The 1,309-nt window shown below is 49.5% G+C and carries 2 protein-coding genes; both read left to right on the top strand.

The window, feature by feature from the left end:
- The first annotated feature begins 79 nt into the window (after window positions 1-79).
- Window positions 80-370 carry a transposase gene (locus FPZ45_RS25140; protein ID WP_144707408.1) on the top strand — a complete coding sequence of 97 codons (291 nt, stop codon included), beginning with the start codon at window positions 80-82 and terminating at the stop codon, window positions 368-370.
- Window positions 371-393: 23 nt separating this feature from the next.
- Window positions 394-1,254: an IS3 family transposase gene (locus tag FPZ45_RS25135; RefSeq protein WP_144707407.1), complete on the top strand. Its 861-nt coding sequence runs from the start codon at window positions 394-396 to the stop codon at window positions 1,252-1,254.
- Window positions 1,255-1,309 lie beyond the last annotated feature (55 nt).

Genomic DNA, 1,309 nt, shown 5'->3' with positions numbered 1-1,309 from the left:
TGGAGTGCTACGATAAAAATGCAGTCGAAAAACACCCTCGTATGAAATAAAATGAAAGCTAACGAGGGGACGAGTGACAATGAACAGGTACGACAAGGCATTCAAAGAAGAAGCAGTAAGATTGAGCGATGAGATTGGACCAAAGAAAGCCGCCGAGCAGTTAGGCGTAGCCTACTACACTCTGCAGGAATGGAGAAAGCGAAGAACCCTGCACGGCGACGGAGCGCATATCGGGAGCGGACACGCTTATGCACCTGCCGATAAGACTGCGCGTGAAATCGAATTAGAAAAAGAAATAGGCGAGTTGCGCCGAGCCAATGAAATTCTCAAGGACGCACTCGGTTTTTTCGCAAAAGACCGGAAGCGGTAAAGGCATGCCAGCTCTATGCATATATCCGTGAACGACGGGATCGATGGCCCGTCAAGGAGATGTGCGAAGTGCTGGCTGTCAGCGAATCGGGCTATTACCGTAGCTTGAAGCCCACACCCAAACAGGAGCGGCAGCAACGGCTTCTGGTCAAAATCAAAGACATCATTGGAGAGCATGAAGACAACAGTAATTACGGTGTCCAGCGTATTCTGCTGGCGCTGTCACAAATAGAGATCACGACCAGCTACAGCACCGTCTATCGAATCATGAAGAAGCACGGCCTGCTGAAGAAAGTGAGGCGTCATCCAAACGGCATTACACGCGAGGATGCCGCAGCTCAAAAGAGCGAGAACCTGATCCAAAGAGACTTCAGATCCTCAGCACCCAACCAAAAGTGGCTATCGGATATCACCGAAGTCCCTTGTTCAGACGGCAAGCTATATCTGTCCGCGGTACTGGATTGTTTTAACGGAGAGATCGTGGGCCTCGCCATGGACGACAACATGCGCAAGGAACTCTGCATACAAGCCTTTGAGAACGCCTGTAAAGCAAGAAGTGCTCGCGGAATGATCTATCACAGCGATAGAGGCAGCCAGTTCACGAGCCATGCTTTTCGAGAGAGTCTGGCTAAACGTGACGCCATTCAAAGCATGAGCGGCACGGGGCGCTGCTATGATAACGCAAGGATGGAAAGCTTTTTTGCTACGCTAAAGAAAGAAAAGCTATACAAGATCAAAACCGAGCACTACCCGATGGCTTATGTTAAATCGATCATCTTCAGGTACATCATGGTTTACTACAACAGGCGTCGGATCTACACCTCTAATCCAGGGGGCTGGCCCCCTGCTATTTATCGCGAAAGAATGCTGTCACAAGCAGCTTAGCAACGGGATTTCTGTATGAGGGTGTTTTCAAACTGCACTTTTTTTGACAACTCCA

This window comes from Cohnella terricola (assembly GCF_007786475.1).
Classification (GTDB): domain Bacteria; phylum Bacillota; class Bacilli; order Paenibacillales; family Paenibacillaceae; genus Cohnella; species Cohnella terricola.
The sequence above is the reverse complement of the archived record's forward strand: the minus strand, read 5'-3'. Positions and strand labels throughout refer to the sequence as shown.